General features: G+C 41.0%; 12 protein-coding genes. 8 read left to right on the top strand and 4 right to left on the bottom strand.

Features of this window, described 5'->3' with window-relative positions; all coding sequences use genetic code 11:
• The first annotated feature begins 114 nt into the window (after positions 1–114).
• Genes mtaB through FSB76_RS00790 form a run of 4 tightly spaced genes read left to right on the top strand, consistent with a single transcriptional unit; the run spans position 115 to position 3,865 of the window.
• Complete coding sequence (gene mtaB / locus FSB76_RS00805) at positions 115–1,434, top strand: tRNA (N(6)-L-threonylcarbamoyladenosine(37)-C(2))-methylthiotransferase MtaB (RefSeq protein ID WP_147051714.1); 1,320 nt, start codon at positions 115–117, stop codon at positions 1,432–1,434.
• A gap of 29 nt (positions 1,435–1,463) precedes the next feature.
• A complete protein-coding gene (locus FSB76_RS00800; RefSeq protein ID WP_147051713.1) occupies positions 1,464–2,630 on the top strand; it encodes a prolipoprotein diacylglyceryl transferase in 1,167 nt (388 codons plus the stop codon).
• Positions 2,623–3,108, top strand: coding sequence for a GtrA family protein (locus FSB76_RS00795; RefSeq protein ID WP_147051712.1), 486 nt, complete (start codon positions 2,623–2,625; stop codon positions 3,106–3,108). Before FSB76_RS00800 ends, FSB76_RS00795 begins: the two co-directional genes overlap by 8 nt.
• A complete protein-coding gene (locus FSB76_RS00790) occupies positions 3,074–3,865 on the top strand; it encodes an inositol monophosphatase family protein (protein ID WP_147051711.1) in 792 nt (263 codons plus the stop codon). The genes FSB76_RS00795 and FSB76_RS00790 overlap by 35 nt, the downstream gene beginning before the upstream one ends.
• Positions 3,866–4,082: 217 nt before the next feature.
• Here FSB76_RS00790 and FSB76_RS00785 read toward each other — a convergent pair whose 3' ends face one another.
• On the bottom strand, positions 4,083–4,634 hold the full coding sequence (locus FSB76_RS00785) for a NifU family protein (RefSeq protein WP_147051710.1): 552 nt from the start codon (positions 4,632–4,634) through the stop codon (positions 4,083–4,085).
• 189 nt (positions 4,635–4,823) lie between these two features.
• Positions 4,824–6,170, bottom strand: a complete 1,347-nt coding sequence (purB, locus tag FSB76_RS00780; protein ID WP_147051709.1) for an adenylosuccinate lyase — start codon at positions 6,168–6,170, stop codon at positions 4,824–4,826.
• Between the two features lie 275 nt (positions 6,171–6,445).
• Between purB and FSB76_RS00775 the strand changes: the two genes are divergently transcribed.
• The 4 genes from FSB76_RS00775 to FSB76_RS00760 all read left to right on the top strand — a co-directional run bounded on the left by FSB76_RS00775 (position 6,446) and on the right by FSB76_RS00760 (position 13,103).
• Positions 6,446–7,057, top strand: a complete 612-nt coding sequence (locus FSB76_RS00775) for a TetR/AcrR family transcriptional regulator (RefSeq protein WP_147051708.1) — start codon at positions 6,446–6,448, stop codon at positions 7,055–7,057.
• An 87-nt stretch (positions 7,058–7,144) separates the two neighbouring features.
• Positions 7,145–8,494, top strand: a complete 1,350-nt coding sequence (locus FSB76_RS00770; protein ID WP_147051707.1) for a TolC family protein — start codon at positions 7,145–7,147, stop codon at positions 8,492–8,494.
• A gap of 32 nt (positions 8,495–8,526) precedes the next feature.
• Entirely contained in the window at positions 8,527–9,642 is a 1,116-nt protein-coding gene (locus FSB76_RS00765; RefSeq protein ID WP_147051706.1) for an efflux RND transporter periplasmic adaptor subunit, read from the top strand.
• 26 nt (positions 9,643–9,668) lie between these two features.
• Positions 9,669–13,103, top strand: coding sequence for an efflux RND transporter permease subunit (locus FSB76_RS00760; RefSeq protein ID WP_147051705.1), 3,435 nt, complete (start codon positions 9,669–9,671; stop codon positions 13,101–13,103).
• A 65-nt stretch (positions 13,104–13,168) separates the two neighbouring features.
• Here the strand turns inward: FSB76_RS00760 and FSB76_RS00755 are convergent, their stop codons facing one another.
• On the bottom strand, positions 13,169–14,170 hold the full coding sequence (locus FSB76_RS00755) for a zinc-dependent alcohol dehydrogenase family protein (RefSeq protein WP_225976376.1): 1,002 nt from the start codon (positions 14,168–14,170) through the stop codon (positions 13,169–13,171).
• Between the two features lie 143 nt (positions 14,171–14,313).
• Positions 14,314–16,869, bottom strand: a complete 2,556-nt coding sequence (gene mgtA / locus FSB76_RS00750) for a magnesium-translocating P-type ATPase (protein ID WP_147051704.1) — start codon at positions 16,867–16,869, stop codon at positions 14,314–14,316.
• Between the last annotated feature and the right edge of the window lie 230 nt (positions 16,870–17,099).

The following is a 17,099-nucleotide window of genomic DNA, read 5'->3' as shown; positions in this document are numbered from 1 at the left end:
ATTTTTATTAGCGCATTTTATCGGAAGAATTAGACATAGATAATTAACCCCAAAGTAAAATCACGAATTCAGTAACTCAGTAATTCACTAATTGCTTATCTTTGCTGCCTTGCAATGAATAAGAAAGTAGCTTTTTATACGCTTGGCTGTAAGCTTAATTACTCTGAAACCTCATCAATAGGCCGGATGTTTACCCAGGCCGGTTACGATACGGTTGAGTTTTCAAACACGCCCGACGTTTTTGTGATCAATACCTGCTCGGTAACCGAAAATGCAGACAAGAAGTGTAAAAAGATAGTTAAAGAAGCACTCAAGATTTCCCCAAATGCTTACGTAACCATTGTAGGCTGCTATGCCCAACTAAAACCACAGGAAATTGCCGAAATTCCCGGCGTTGACATGGTACTTGGCGCTGCCGAAAAATTCCAGATCATTGATCATATTACCGACCTGACCAAAAAGCCCAAAGCAGTTGTTTACAATCAACCTGTGAGCGAGGCCAACCAGTTTGTACCGGCATATTCTTTTGGCGACCGTACCCGTACGTTTCTAAAAGTTCAGGATGGCTGCGATTATTCCTGTACCTTTTGCACTATCCCACTGGCACGGGGCGCCAGCCGGAGCGACACCATTGCCAACGTAATTGAACAGGCCAGGCAGATAAGTGCTTCGGGTGTAAAAGAAATAGTACTCACTGGTGTTAATCTGGGCGATTTCGGAATCCGCAACGGGCAACGGGAGGATAAGTTTTTTGACCTGGTTAAAGCCCTCGATGAGGTGGAAGGGATAGACCGGATTCGCATTTCCTCTATCGAACCAAACCTGCTTACCGACGAAATCATTGCTTTTGTGGCTACTTCAAAACGGTTTGTTCCCCATTTTCACATTCCGCTTCAGTCTGGTTCCGCCAAAATACTCGGCCTGATGCGCCGTCGCTATAAACGCGATTTGTATGTAAACCGCGTTGCCAAAATAAAAGAACTGATGCCCGATTGCTGCATTGGCGTTGATGTTATTGTAGGTTTCCCCGGCGAAACACGTGAAGATTTTATTGATACCTATAATTTTTTAAACGATCTGAACGTTTCATACCTGCACGTATTTACTTACTCCGAAAGGGAAAATACCCTGGCTGCCGAAATGAAAGGCGCAGTACCTGGTTCAACCCGGGCGGATAGAAGTAAAATGCTGCATATATTGTCCGACAAAAAACGCCGGGCTTTTTACGAAACCCAGTTAGGCAAAACCGATGAGGTTTTATTTGAAGGTGATATTAAAGACGGCTTTATGCACGGCTTTACCCGCAACTATGTAAAGGTAAAAGCCAAATACGATCCTATATTGGTAAACGAATTGAAAAAGGTTTGCTTAACAAATATTTCACCGGATGGTGATGTCGAAATAACAGAAGGCGAAGAAATATTAGTTCATTAAAACGCTATCTTCGCTTCAAAATAAAACCTATGTTTCCAACCATAACATCGCTTCTGCAATATCTTTTCGGTTTTAATTTCCCGTTGCCTATACAAACATTTGGTTTTTTTGTGGCTATAGCTTTTATGGCAGCATACTGGGCCTTTGTTCAGGAATTTAAGCGTAAAGAGAAACTGGGGATTCTTCATTCATCAAAAAGAACGGTACTGGTTGGGCAACCTGCTTCGGCAGCCGAATTGGCCGGTAATGCTGTATTTGGTTTTATTTTAGGTTATAAATTAATCGATTCGGCATTAAATTACCATGCACTTTTAGATGATACACAGGGTTTCCTGTTGTCCTTAAGAGGTAATTGGATAGGTGGCATTATAGGTGCGGCAGCTTTTGCTTACTGGGCTTATTACGAAAGCGAAAAGCAAAAATTAGCCAAACCCGAAAACAGGGAAGTAACCGTACACCCGTACGAAATGATGGGCAGCATTTTGTTGTGGGCTGCCATATTTGGCTTTGCAGGCGCCAAGTTATTTAATGCCCTTGAAAACTGGGGCGATTTTATGAAAGACCCGGTTGGTATGCTAATAGGTTTTAGCGGCCTTACTTTTTATGGTGGCCTTATTTGCGGTGGAGCGGCCGTGTTATATATTGCCAATAAAAATGGCGTTAAGCCTTTAGATATGCTGGATATTGGTGGGCCGGGTATGATGCTGGCTTATGCATTAGGCCGTGTTGGCTGCCAAATGTCGGGCGATGGCGATTGGGGGGTAGTAAACCTGGTGCCGAAACCTGGATGGTTGAGCTGGGCGCCTGACTGGGTATGGTCTTTTAAATTCCCTCACAATGTTAATGACGAGGGCGTTCCCCTGGTAAACTGCATAGGGAAATTTTGTCATGAACTGCAATACCCAGTATACCCAACGTCGTTATATGAATGCATCATTTGCCTGCTACTATTTGCGTTCCTGTGGAGTATCCGCAAACGGATAAAAAATTCAGGTGTGCTGTTTGGTATTTATATGATATTAGCCGGTGTTGAACGGTTTTTTATCGAACTGATACGTGTAAACACCAAATACCACGTGGCTGGTGTTAGCTTTACCCAAGCCGAAATGATCTCGCTGATTATGGTTATCGGTGGTGCTGTGTTAATTGTAAATGGTTTAAAAAATAAAAAAACAGCTACGTTACAGCATGGCTAATAAAAAACAGGCTCATAAGCTGTTAAATAACCAGGTATTCAGGTTTGTGCTTTCGGCTGGTGCCGGTTTTGTTGTCGATATCTCTGCTTTTTACCTTTTTTATCATAACCTGTTAGCAAGGCATACTTACCTTATCGGTTCGTACACTTTCCGTAATTCCACTTTATCATTAGCCATCTCGTTTTTGCTTGGTGTAATTGTCAATTTTGCTATTACCCGCGCGCTTGTTTTTACCGAGTCAAAATCATCGGCCTATAAACAGTTTTTTCGGTTTATAGCTGTTGCCTGTGTTGGTTTTTTCGCCAACCTTGGGCTAATAAAAATATTGATCCAGGTTTTTGGCATCTATCCTCCGGTAGCACGTATAGGTGCGGCTTTGAGCTTGTTTTTTGCAAGCTTTTTTATTCACAAGGTATTTTCATTCAGCTTATCATTACGTAAACATGCCACTCCAAAACATAACGCAACAAGTAATTGAAATAGCCAGGCAGGCAGGCGAATTTATCAGGCAGGAACGCAAAGCATTCGACCCCGATAAAATTGAATACAAAGGCCTTAATGATATGGTGTCATACGTTGACCAAACCGCTGAACGGATTATTGTTGAAGGCTTAAAAAAAGTGCTGCCCGAATCTGGTTTCATCACCGAAGAAAAAACTACTACCATAGTGGGCGACCGATATAACTGGATTATAGACCCGCTGGATGGCACCACTAATTTTATTCATGGCGTGCCTGCTTATTCGGTAAGTATTGCACTAAAAGAATATGATGAACTGGTAGTGGGCGTTGTGTATGAGATAAATCAGGACGAATGTTTCTATGCATGGAAAGGTGCTCCGGCTTATCTGAATGGTAGCGAAATCCATGTAAGCAAAAATACCACGGTAGGTACAAGTCTTATTGCTACAGGTTTCCCTTATTATGATTTTACCAAACAGGCCCAATATATCCAACTATTTACCGAACTGATGAAAAGCAGCCACGGCCTGCGCCGCATTGGCTCGGCAGCTGTCGACCTAGTTTACACCGCCTGCGGCCGTTTTGATGCCTTTTACGAATACAACCTGAACGCCTGGGATGTAGCCGCCGGAATTGTAATTGTAAAACAGGCAGGTGGCGATATCGTAAACTTTAAAGGTGGCAGCGAAGTGCTGGAAACAAGAGAATTACTTGCTACAAACAGTAAGATAACAGGGGAGATGCTGACGGCGATACAGAAGTATTTTAAGTAATACACACGAATATCACGAATTGAATTTCATACACACGAATTGCCGAATTTCACGAATTTTAAGAAGCACAGATTTTACAAATCAGATCAAATTGCCACAAATGCAATGGCACCAATTTATTCGAACACTGATTTGTGTAATTCGAATAAATTGGTGCCATTCGTGTCTCTAATTCAATTCGCGTAATTCGAATAAATCAGTGAGATTCGTGTGTAAATTATAGCGCTTCAGATACCACTTCGGTAACTTCAGGAACCATGCGTTTAAGCAGGTTTTCGATGCCGGCTTTAAGTGTTATAGTCGATGATGGGCAACCGCTGCATGATCCGCGAAGCTCGACAGTTACCACTCCTTCATTAAATGAACGGTAGGATATAGCGCCGCCATCCTGCTCAACAGCCGGGCGAACATAGTCATGCAGTATCTGCTGAATTTTAACCTCCGTTTCAGATCCTTCAAAGTTTGTTTCCTCAGACTGCTCTTCTAACTGGATCTTCAGTTCCGATTCAACCGCGCCTTTTACAAACTCTTTCATGATGGGTTCAACATCAGCCCAATCGCTTTCATCGGTTTTGGTGATGGTAACGAAGTTGCTGGCGAAGAAAACACCATTTACAAACGAAAATTTATATAACTCCTTAGCGAAAGGTGATTTATCGGCGCTTTCTTTAGTAGCGAAATCGGCACTGCCATTAATCAGCAACTTGTTCACAATGAACTTCATTGTTGCCGGGTTTGGCGTTGATTCGGTATATACGTTGATATTCATCGAAATTCTATTTAGATTAATTAAACAAATTTAATCACCTTTTTGATTTAAATACAATACTAAAATTGTTATGACTTCTATATGATTGAATAGTTATTTGAGAATTTGAAGATTTGAGAATTTGAAAATTAGTTTATCCTGCATTATAGTCTCTTCATTTTCAAATCTTCAAATTCTCAAATCTTCAAATTAAACTCCCGTGTAATTCAATGGTGTAATCTTCTTTAACTCAGACTTAACTTCTTCACTTACATTTAATCTATCAACAAACTCTGCAATAGTTTGAGCGTTTATCTGCTGATTGGTGCGGGTAAGATCTTTTAAGGCTTCATATGGGTTAGGGTAGCTTTCGCGCCTTAATATGGTTTGGATAGCCTCGGCCACTACCGGCCAGTTTGCTTCCAGGTCGGCGGTGATTGCATCCTGGTTAAGTAATAGTTTGTTTAAGCCTTTGATAGTTGACTTAATGGCAATTAAAGTATGAGCAACCGGAACGCCTATATTGCGTAATACGGTCGAGTCGGTTAAATCTCGTTGTAATCTCGATATCGGTAATTTAGCGGCAAGGTGCTCAAATAAAGCATTTGCTATACCCAGGTTACCCTCCGAGTTCTCAAAATCAATGGGATTAACTTTATGTGGCATGGCCGATGATCCTACTTCGCCTGCTTTTATTTTTTGCTTAAAGTAATTCATGGATATGTAGGTCCACATATCGCGGTCAAGGTCAATCAGGATATTATTGATGCGTTTTAGTGCATCGCATTGGGCTGCAAAGTTATCGTAATGCTCAATCTGGGTAGTAAACTGCGAGCGGCTCAGCCCTAAAATACTATTCACAAAATGATTTCCGAAAGCTTTCCAATCCTTAGCCGGGTAAGCAATATGGTGCGCGTTGAAGTTGCCCGTGGCACCACCAAATTTGGCTGAGTATTTTACCGATTTCAAAATCTCCAGTTGGCCTTCAAGCCGCTCTACAAAAACCTCAATCTCTTTGCCAAGTCTTGTAGGCGAGGCTGGTTGCCCGTGTGTATGCGCCAATAATGGGATATCTTTCCAGTCGGCAGCATAACTTTTTAACGTATCAATTAACTGGCTGATAGCGGGATAATAGGTATTGTTTATAGCAAGTTTAAAGGTATAGGGAATGGCGGTATTGTTGATGTCCTGCGACGTCAGCCCAAAGTGAATAAACTCCTTAAAAGCATCTAAACCACCTATCTTATCAAACTCATTTTTGATGAAATACTCAACTGCTTTTACATCATGGTTGGTAATTTTCTCAATCTCTTTGATGCTTTGAGCATCCGCTTCAGTAAAGTTTTTATAAATATCGCGTAACTTTTCTACCAGATTAACATCAAAACCTTGTAATTGAGGCAAAGGATATTCAACCAATGCGATAAAATATTCAATCTCAACAAATACACGGTATTTGATCAGGGCGTATTCAGAAAAGTAATCAGCAAGTTCGGCGGTGGTGTTTCGGTAACGGCCATCAATTGGCGAAATTGCAGAAAGCGGAGAAAAGTTCATTGAAATATAATTTTTTGCAAAGATAAGCATTTAGACGCGCAGATGATGTTAGATGTGCAGATGATGTTAGATGTGCAGATGTGCAGATTTCAGATCTGTAAATTTTTGAAACGGTGTCCTATTTTAAAATTCTCGATAGTCATATTATATATGGCAATCATCTGCACATCTGGAATTTGAAATCTGCACATCTGCAATGTTTGTCTTAAAAAAGTCATTTCGTTTGGAAACTTTGAAATCAAAAAATGTTTCCTTAGTTTTGACCCGGAAAGTCAATGAGTCAAATAGAAAGAATAATTGAAGGTGGCGAAGAACTGTTTTTAAAAGCAGGTATCAAGAGCGTCACCATGGACGACATAGCCAGGCACCTGGGCATGTCTAAAAAAACGATATACCAATTTTTTAAGGATAAAAACGAGCTGGTAACAGCATTGGTAACCAAAAAGCTGAAGGAAGATGAAGAGCAAATGATTGAGTTCATCAATAAATCTGCTAATGTGATTGAGGAGATGATCAACATGACCAAATGTTCTGAAGATATGTTTTCACGGATCAACCCGATAGTAATTCATGATATGCAAAAATATCATCCTGATGCGTGGAAGGTTTTTCAGCAATTTAAATCGGAAGTTTTGATTAGCACATTAGAGGAGTTGCTGACCAAAGGAATTAAACAGGGTTATATAAGGCCCGAGATTGACCCCAAAATAGTGGCCCGTATGCGGGTAAATACGGTAGAGCTTGGCTTTAACACCACCATATTCCCGGTAGCCGAATTTAATACCTGGAAAGTACAGGTGCAGTTTTTAGACCATTTTAACTATGGCATTTGTACGCTTAAGGGTTACAAGCTTTTAAACCAGTACAGGAATATTAAAGAAGATTAATTTAACACTGCTGACATAAGGCTGTCATAATCGGCCCGGATATTTGAGGCATAATAGATGAAAAATCACCAAACAACTATATATACAATGAAATATTTACTTTTTACGGCCACATTTTTGGGTGCCATAGCCTTTAAAAGCTATGCCCAGGAAACGCCACCTAATAACCAGACATTTAATTTTAGCGTTCAGGAGTGCATTAATTACGCTTATGAACATCAGAACGCCGTAGTTAATGCAGGTCTTGATGTTAAAAGCGCCGAATATAAAATTAAAGAAACAACTGGCACCGGCTTGCCGCAGATAAGTGGCAGCGCATCGTTTACTGATTACCTTAAGGTGCCAACAAGTTTATTGCCCGGTGAGTTTTTTGGAGCCCCGGGTACCTTTATACCGGTAAAATTTGGTGTAAAGTACAATTCAAACTTAGGCTTGAGTTTAACCCAAAAAATATTCGACGGGAGTTATTTTGTTGGCTTGAAGGCTTCAAAAACCTACAAAGAGTTGTCTGAGCGTAGTTATACACGCACCAAAATTGCTGCCAACATAGCTGTAACAAAAGCCTATTACCAGGTTTTGGTGAGCGACGAGCAAATAAAATTATACGACGCCAATATTGCCCAGTTAAAGCAGCAGGTTGACCAAACTGTTGCCCAAAACAAACAAGGGGTTGTTGAACTCATTGATGTTGACCGTATAACCGTTCAATACAACAACCTGGTAACAAACCGCGAAAATGTAGTGCGCTCACTTGCGTTAAATTATCAAATGCTGAAATTCCAGATGGGCATGCCAATAGAGTTTAACTTAACACTGAAAGATAAATTGGTTGATGTTAAGTTAGATAATAATGTAGCAGAATTGGGTACCGATACCGCCTTTTATCATAAGCGCATTGAATATGCTTTACAGGAAACTGATAAAAAAGTAAATGAGTTATTGCTCCAAAACAAAAAGGCAGCATATTTACCTACATTGAATTTCAACGGCAATTATGCTGCATCATACCAGGATAATAGCTTTGGGAATTTATATAAAAATTCATTTCCATCAAGTTATATAGGCCTCTCATTAAACGTACCTATTTTTAGCAGTGGCCAACGCAGTAACCAGGTAAAAGAAGCCAAAATTTCGTTAATGCAATCGCAAAACAACCTGGTTGATTTGAAAAATTCGCTGAACCTGAATGCCAGGGTGGCCTCAGTTGCCTACATCAATGGTTTACAATCATTAAACAATCAAAAAGCTAATCAGGCTTTGGCGCAGGAAGTTTTAAGGGTATCAAAAATAAAATATCAGCAAGGGGTAGGTTCCAGCATCGAGGTTACACAAGCACAAACCGCGCTTGAAGATGCCGACAACAAATACATACAAGGATTATATGATGCATTGGTTAGCAAAGTTGACCTTGACCAGGCTTACGGACGTATTCAATAAAAAACAAACTAAACTCACTATATAAAATCGACATGAAAAAAATATTATACATACCGGCAGCTTTGGTTCTTTTGGTAGCTGCCTGCACGAGCAAACCAAAAGATAAGAAAGCAGAACTTGCTGACTTGCTAAAACAACAGTCGGAAATTAACGGCAAAGTAACTAAACTCCAGTCTGAAGTAGGTTCGGCCGATTCTGGCAAAACTACAGATGTGAGCACTGTTGCCATAAAAACAAGCACTTTTACCAATTATGTACAAATACAAGGTAAAATAGATGCACAGGATAACGTAACGGCTTATTCTCAGTCTCCGGGAAATATTACTGCAATTTTTGTTAAGGTGGGCCAGCATGTGTCCAAAGGTCAGGTATTAGCTCAACTTGATAACAGTGCGCTCAGACAAACGATAGCGCAATCGGAAGCCCAGGTTAGTCTTAATCAAACATTGTATGATCGTCAGAAAAACCTTTGGGATCAAAAAATTGGTACCGAAGTACAATTCTTACAAGCGCAAACAAGTTTACAAGCAAGTAAAAAAGCTTTATCTGCTTTGCGTGAGCAGGCAGCAATGTACCGTATAACCTCGCCTATAAATGGAACCGTTGACCAAATGGACTTAAAGCTGGGTCAGGTTATCCAGCCCGGGCAACCAGGCACGGGAATCCGCATCGTTAATGCCGATGTTTTAAAGGTTAAAGCTGATGTGCCTGAGTCTTATTCCGGAAGTGTGAACACGGGAAATGATGTGAAAATTCTTGTACCTGATGCTAACGATTCATTGGTAACTAAGGTAACTTTTGCAGCCAAGGTAATCGACCCAACATCGCGCAGTTTTGGTGTCGAAATTAAACTACCTGTTCGCAAAACCTTACGTCCTAACATGACCGCCATCATACAAATTGCCAATTACACTAAAGCAAACACCATTGCTATACCTGTAAAAGCCATACAAAAATCGGAAGAAGGCGATTATGTGTTGTTAAATGCCAATGGCATTGCTAAGAGGGTTAACGTAAAATCGGGCGGTACTTATGGCGGCCAAACAGAAATATTATCAGGTTTAAAAGCAGGTGATCAGTTGATTACCGATGGTGCAACGGATATTGAAGACGGCGATAAGATCAAAGTTTTAAATGCTGCTAATTAATTTATTAAAAATTTGATCTGTCAATTATGAAAGATTCAACTAAAGAATTTGGCCCCTCCAGTTGGGCTATCGATAATAAGACCGCCATATATGTGCTGATATTTTTGATCACGGTATTGGGGCTTATCAGTTACAATAATTTGCCAAAGGAAAACTTTCCGGATATCGCGCAGTCAAAAGTGTTTGTTACCACAACTTTTGCCGGCCAGTCGCCTCAAAATATAGAGAACCTGGTAACCAGGCAGATTGAGAAGCAATTAAAATCATTAAAAGGGTTAAAAAAGGTTACTTCCAACTCGGTTCAAAACGTATCTATTATAACTGCCGAATTTCAGGCAAATGTTTTAATCAAAGACGCCAAGATCGATGTGAAGGATGCCGTTGATAAAGCCAAGCAGGACTTGCCACAAGGCGATGTGAATTTGAAAGAATCGGTAATATCTGATATAAACGTTGCCGATCTTCCTATTTTATATATTAATATCTCTGGTGATTATGATTTGAAAAAATTGAAGGAATATGCTGATGTTTTAAAGGATGAGATAGAAAGCTATAAGGAAATATCGAAGGTTGATGAAATTGGTGCCTTAACGCCCGAAATTCAGGTTAACGTTGATATGAATAAAATGGCGGCTGCACAGGTTAGTTTTGGCGATATAACGCAAGCTATAGGGAAAGAAAATATTCTGTCTTCTGTCGGTACTATCAAAACGGACGGTATTCGTCGTAGTATAGATATAAAGCAAGATTTTAAAAATGCCGACCAGGTAGCTGCTATGGCTATCAGGAACCCTAAGGGGCAGGCTGTTTACCTGAGGGATATAGCAGAAATAAAAGACTCATTTTTAGAGCAAGAAACTTATGCGCGCTTAAAAACGCCCGACAACCCGAAATTTAAAAATGTAATTACTTTAAATGTAAGTAAAAGAGCAGGTGAAAACCTGATACAGGCATCTGATAAAATTAATGACCTGATAAAGTTAAAGCAGAAAACTGTTTTCCCTAAAGGCCTGGCAATTACGGTAACTGGAGATCAATCGGATAAAACGCGTACTACTCTTAATGATCTGATTAATACCATTGTAATTGGCTTTATGCTTGTTACAATTATCCTGATGTTTTTTATGGGTACAACCAATGCCATATTTGTGGCGTTATCGGTACCGCTATCATGTTTCATCGCATTTTTAATAATGCCGGCAATAGGGTTTACCTTGAACATGATCGTTTTGTTTTCGTTCCTGCTGGCGCTGGGAATTGTGGTTGATGATGCTATCGTGGTAATTGAAAATACACACCGCATTTTTAACAACGGCAAGGTGCCTATTAAACAAGCCGCTAAAATGGCTGCAGGTGAAGTGTTTTTACCTGTGTTTTCAGGAACTATGACCACACTGGCTCCCTTTATTCCATTAGCATTCTGGAATAGTTTAATAGGCCATTTTATGTTCTTTTTACCAATAACGCTTATTATAACCTTATTAGCTTCATTGGTGGTAGCTTATATCATGAACCCTGTTTTTGCGGTTGATTTCATGAAACCTCATGTTGAAGGTGAGCATGATAACCCTAAATTTGATAAAAAAACAAGGCGTGCAGTACTTGTGATGGGCGTGCTGGCAATTTTAAGCTATGCGATGTTTTTTGCCGGCAATTGGACTATGGGCATGGGTAACTTAATAACATTATGCATTATTTTATATTTGCTCAACCACTTTGTACTACTAAGGGTGATTGATAAGTTCCAAAACAATGTATGGCCAAGATTTCAGAAATGGTATGCCAAATGGTTGGAGCGGGCAGTTAAAAGACCTGTTATAGTATTGTTAGGAACTTTTGGGCTATTCGTGTTTGCCATATTTTTGATGGTCGTGAGAGGTAAAACACCTGAATTTTTCCCTTCCGGCGACCCGAATTTTGCTTACGTATACATTGCTATGCCGATTGGTACCGACCAGGCTACTACAAACGAGGTTACCAAAAAGCTGGAGCAGCGTGTTGCACAGATAGTTGAACCGGACAAAGATATCGTATCGTCGGTAATATCAAATGTTACTAAAGGTGTAACTGATCCTACAGATGAAGATCAGTTAGACTACGAAAACAAAAGTAAAATTACCGTTGCATTTGTTGAATTTGGTAAAAGAAATGGTAAGGATACAAAAGCTGTTTTAAAACGGATACGTGATGCAGTTCAGGGCGTTCCGGGAGCAAGAATTTCTGTAACCCAGGAAAATAGTGGCCCACCCGTACAAAAAGATATTAGTATCGAGCTTATCGGCGATAACCTTGATTCGTTGGTGAAAACCGGTAACCGGTTAAAAAATTACATCGCTAAACAAAACATTGCCGGAATTGATAACCTGGTTGCGGATGTGCAAAGCGACAAACCTGAGATTGTGTTTGATATTGACAGGGAAAGAGCTAATAGAGAAGGTATAACTACAAAAGACGTTAACGATAACCTTGGAACGGCAATTTTCGGTGCTAAGGCTGGAGATTTCAGAAACACGAAAGAAGATGATTACCAGATTAAAGTAAGAGCACTTGAAAGCCAGCGCAGTAATATTGATGAGTTGAAAAACTTAAAGATTACCTATCGGGATCTGGCCACCGGTGGTTCAATAAGACAAGTGCCTATATCTGCGTTTACCGATGTAAGATATACCAATACTTATAGTAATATTAAGCGTAAACAGCAAAGGCGCGTGTTGACATTAGGGTCAAACGTTATCAAACCTTATAATGCTAACGAAGTAAATGCAAGTATACTAAGGGCAATTGGGAACTTTAAGCATAGCGATGATATTATCATACGCCAGGGTGGTGGCCAGGAAGATCAGTTGGAGGCCGTTACATTCCTTGGTGGGGCTTTAGCTACATCATTTGGTTTGATCCTGATTATCCTAATGATCCAGTTTAACTCAATAGGTAAAACGTTGATCATCATCAGCGAAATCTTCTTCAGTATCATTGGGGTATTGTTGGGCGTAAGTATCTTTGGGATGACTATGGCCATCGTTATGACTGGTGTGGGTATTATAGCCCTTGCCGGTGTGGTTGTCCGAAACGGTATCCTGCTCGTAGAGTTTACCGATATGTTGATTGAACAGGGCGCAAGCGTTCACGATGCCGTAGTTGAAGCGGGCCATACCCGTATGACGCCTGTATTGTTAACAGCAACAGCCGCCATATTAGGTTTGATACCATTGGCTGTAGGTTTCAATATCGACTTTGTGGAGATGTTCACCCATTTTAAACCACATATTCACTTTGGTGGCGATAACGTAGCCTTCTGGGGGCCTTTAGCATGGACAATGATCTTCGGTTTAGGTTTTGCAACCATCATCACCCTGATCCTGGTACCATGTATGTACCTTATCCGGTACAACCTTAAAGCGAGGCTTTTTGGTAAAAAAGAAGAAAAACATGTGCCGGTTTTCGAAGCAGAGGAAGTTTAACTTTTTAAAGTATAAATAAGATGGCCGCCCTGGAATTTAATAGGGCGGCTTTTTTTTGCCTCGTTTTACTCCATAACAAGTACCGCAGCCCCGGTTATTTTGCCCGATCGCAGCAGGTTAAGGGCTTCGTTGGCCTGGTGGAGCTTAAAGTGTGTTGTTTGAGTTTCGACCGGAGATTTTTGCAGTTGCTTTAAAAAGGCTAGCCCATCTTCACGGGTAAGGTTGGCCACCGACTGTAAGGAACGCTCTCCCCAAAGCAGATTATAAGAAAATGAAGGAATATTGCTCATGTGTATACCACCGCAAATTACCTGGCCTGTTTTGTCGGTATCTTTCAGTGCTTTGGGAACCAATTCGCCTGCAGGTGCGAAAATAATGGCTGCGTCCAGTTTTTCGGGCGGGGTTGCATCATTATTACCTGCCCAGGATGCTCCCATTTTTAAAGCAAATGACTGGCTTTCGGCATCACCCGCGCGCGTGAAAGCGAATATTTGTTTTCCCTGGACTTTCGCAACCTGGGTTATGATATGGGCCGCAGCTCCAAAGCCGTAAATCCCGATGTTATGTGCATTTGCCCCAATCATACGGTAAGAGCGAAAGCCAATTAACCCGGCACAAAGCAGGGGAGAGGCACCCGCCTCCTGGTACTCTTTTGGCATCAGGAAACAAAAGCGGGCGTCGGCTACCATATATTCTGCATAGCCACCGTTTATAGTATAGCCTGTAAACAAAGCCCGGTCACATACATTCTCGCGGCCCGACAGACAAAATTTGCACTCCCCGCAGGTGTAGCCTAACCAGGGTATGCCAACAATGTCATCTGTTTTAAAACCTGTTACTTTTTTTCCTGACATTTTTACCCTGCCAATTACTTGGTGGCCCGGAATGAGCGGTAATTTAGGCTCATTCAACTCGCCATCAATGATATGCAGGTCGGTGCGGCAAATTCCACAGGCAATTACCTTAATTTGTAACTGAACATCAGTAGGTATTGGGACATTTACCTGTTTATAAACTAAAGGCTGGCCGGCAGCCTCCAGTATCATAGCGTTCATTTTGCCCTTCATTTTTTGTAGTGTTTTATAACAAGTTAAATAACATCGATTTAGTATGAATGTTGAAAGGTAATCTCTTATTAACTCACTGGTGTGCCCAGGTAATCGGGGAGCTCCGTTTGAGCCAATACACAACGACTCGATAAAATAACAGATCAAAAACTGTTCTTTTTTGCCAGTACCCGGAGCCATCTTCGGTAAAACCATTGCTTGATTACTTCGGCAGAGATAATATAACTTAAAACGATCAGTAACATCCAGCCATAAAAACTTATTGGTAACCGGGTGAAATTGAACCAGGTCATTAAAGGTGTAACTGGTATCATTAGCACAACCAATAGAACTACTATTGTTGCAGTTAGTAAATATTTGCCTGGCAAGCTCCTGAAAAATGACAGGCGGGTACGTACAACCAATACGATCAAAATAGCCGAAATAACCGATTCCGTAAACCAGCCCGTTTGAAATACCTGTTGATTGGCATGAAAAACAAAAAGTAAAACACCAAAAGTAAGGTAATCAAAAACAGAACTTAACAGGCCAAAGGCAACCATGAAACGCCGTATAAAACGCATATCCCAGCGTTGCGGGGTTTGCACCTGCGAATCATCTACCTTATCCGTCGCGATGGCCATCTCCGGGAAATCTGTTAACAGGTTTGTTAACAATACCTGCTTAGGTAGTAAAGGCAAAAAAGGCAAAAATAATGAAGCACCTGCCATACTGAACATATTGCCAAAATTGGCGCTGGTTGCCATGAAAATATATTTCATTGTATTGGCAAACGTCTTGCGCCCTTCTACAATGCCATCAATAAGCACCTGCAGGGTCCTGTCGAGTAATACAATAGCGGCTGCTTCTTTCGCCACGTCAACAGCAGTGTTAACAGAAATTCCTACATCGGCCGCGTGCAGAGCCGGTGCATCATTAATCCCATCGCCCATAAACCCAACTACGTTGCCTGCCTTTTTTAGCAGGTTTATAATCCGTTCTTTTTGATTAGGCTCTACTTCTGCAAAAATATCCGTGAGTGGAGCCACATGAAACAGCGCAGTATTGCTCATTTTTTGAATTTCAGAACCTGTTAATATTTTAGGATTGATAAGGCCAATTTGCAACGCAAGACTTTTGGCAATCAGTGCATTATCGCCGGTAATAACCTTAAGCTTTACCCCTAATTGAAATAGTTGGGCGATGGTGTCGGTTATGCCGGGTTTAAGCGGATCGAACAAGGTAATGAAACCCAGGAAGATCATATCCTTCTCGTCATCCCTGGTTACTAAATCGTTGTTTGACATAGGTTTATATGCCAAACCTAATGTGCGGTAGCCTGCTTCGCTAAATTGTTGATATTGTTGAAGAATGGATGCCTTGTTTTCTGCCGAAATATTTACCAATCCATCATTACTTTCCATTTGCGAGCATATGGCCAGAACGACATTTAATGCTCCTTTGGTAATAGCTGTACTTTGCGCATCCTGCATTACCTGTATCGTTAATCTTTTGCGAATGAAATCGTATGGGATTTCGGCTTGCAGCGTTGGTGCATTATCGGGCTGCTGGTATGCCTTGCAGATTGCTTCATCGATGGGGTTATGAAAACCTTGTTGTAACGAGGCATTTAGCCAGGCGTATTGCAAAACCTTTTTACTGTGTTTGCCTGCGCAATCAAGGGTGTCTTTTAAGGTTACTTTACCGGCAGTAATGGTGCCTGTTTTATCAGAGCAGAGTATGTTCATGCTTCCAAAATCCTCGATCGCTGAAAGCCTTTTAACAATCACATTTTTTTTTGCCATTTTTCTTGCACCCGCGGCCAGGTTAACACTGATAATAGCCGGCAACAGTTGTGGCGTTAAGCCAACAGCCAGGGCCAATGAAAACATAAATGAATCAAGTACAGGCTTATGCAGCCATACATTCAATCCAAAAATAACAATAACGAGTAGCAATGTAAACTCCATCAGCAGGTAGCCGAACTTGCGGATTCCCCGCTCAAAATCGGTTTCAGCAGCTTTGGTTTGCAGCCCGGCTGCCAGCTTTCCGAATTCAGTTTGCCTGCCGGTTTTAATCACCAGGGCCGTTGCCTTCCCGCTGATAACGTGTGCACCCATAAATAGTGTATTATATCTTTTGGCAAGCGGTGTTTGGTTGGGCAAAACGCCACATTTTTTTTCAACAGGGAAAGTTTCGCCTGTAAAGGCAGCCTCGTCAACAAACAGTTCTTTCGACGAGAGCACCAGGCTGTCGCCAGGAATAATATCACCTGCCGATAGTAATATTATTTCGCCGGGCACAACGTCTTCAAGCGAAATTTCGCAGGTTTTTCCGTCTCTTAACACATCGCACTTGAGTTGTACCAGTTTTAATAACTGACTAACGGCGTTGGCTGCGCCTTTTTCCTGCCAGAAACCCAGTAAGCTGCTGATTAAAACGATTGCCAGGATGATTAAGGTATCTGCAGCGTCGCCCAGCCCGGCTGATAACAAAGCCGCGGCTATAAGCAGTATAGTAATCGGACTCTTGAACTGTGAAATAAATAAAAGCAATGTTGAAGCAGTCGCATTATTCTTTATGGTATTAGGGCCATATTGTTTACGCTTGGTTGCCACCTGTATGCCGGTTAAGCCAACCAAGCTGCTGTTTAATTTGCTTAATGCAAACGCGCTATCCCACTGCCAAAATTCAATATTGCTACCAGCTGTTTTTTTCACTTTTAAATGTTTAATTAAAGTAAACGTTAGCAACTGAAATGTCGGCTGGTAAACTGGATGCTACAGCAGGTGGTAATTTAGAATTATTGGCTTTGGTTGATGAAGCATTGTTGTTAACCGGCGTTATTTTCATAAATTCAGTTTGCAATTTTTAAAGGCAAAGTTTGTAAATGACAAGCGTAGAAAATATGATACGAGTCACAAAACCGGTTGTTTGTTATCAGTAAAAC

Source organism: Mucilaginibacter ginsenosidivorax (genome assembly GCF_007971525.1).
Classification (GTDB): domain Bacteria; phylum Bacteroidota; class Bacteroidia; order Sphingobacteriales; family Sphingobacteriaceae; genus Mucilaginibacter; species Mucilaginibacter ginsenosidivorax.
Note: the sequence above shows the minus strand (reverse complement) of the source record. Positions and strands in the feature narration are given on the sequence as shown.